Origin of the sequence: Corallococcus praedator, assembly GCF_003612125.1 — a bacterium.
Classification (GTDB): domain Bacteria; phylum Myxococcota; class Myxococcia; order Myxococcales; family Myxococcaceae; genus Corallococcus; species Corallococcus praedator.
The window spans coordinates 1-419 of record NZ_RAWI01001197.1; the positions used below are offsets into that span (position 1 = coordinate 1).

The 419-nt window shown below is 44.9% G+C and carries 1 protein-coding gene; it reads left to right on the plus strand.

The genetic code is table 11. The features are described from left to right. Window positions 1–201: 201 nt before the first annotated feature. Window positions 202–419: Brix domain-containing protein (locus D7Y13_RS45500; RefSeq protein WP_208734697.1), on the plus strand; the 218-nt coding region annotated here is incomplete at its 3' end.

Below are 419 nucleotides of genomic sequence, written 5' to 3' on the forward strand. Positions count from 1 at the left end.
CTCTTAATTCCTCATTCAAATCAACACAAGGAGAATTCAATCATGACACGCTCAATCTCGATCGAAAAAGTCACACTTCCGCGCTTTATCTTGCCGAAAGCACCATCCAAGCAGTTAACTTGCCGCTGGATTGTGGTTGACGGAAAGCTGACCTGTCAATGGATTTCTGAATAGTCAAATCAGAAAACAAGGAGTTTAAACATGATTCACCACATCTCGATCGCTGCCGATAACCCGCTTCGCGTCGCTCAAGTTTTAGCCGAATTTCTGAATGGAAAAGTTGTTCCGTTTGCCTCTAATCCAGACAGCTATGTTGCCCTCGCACTTGATACTTACGGAACCATGATTGAAGTGCATCCGCGTGGCATAGAACTTCGACCTGGAATTGGTAAAGATGCCGTTCAGCATCAGACTAATCC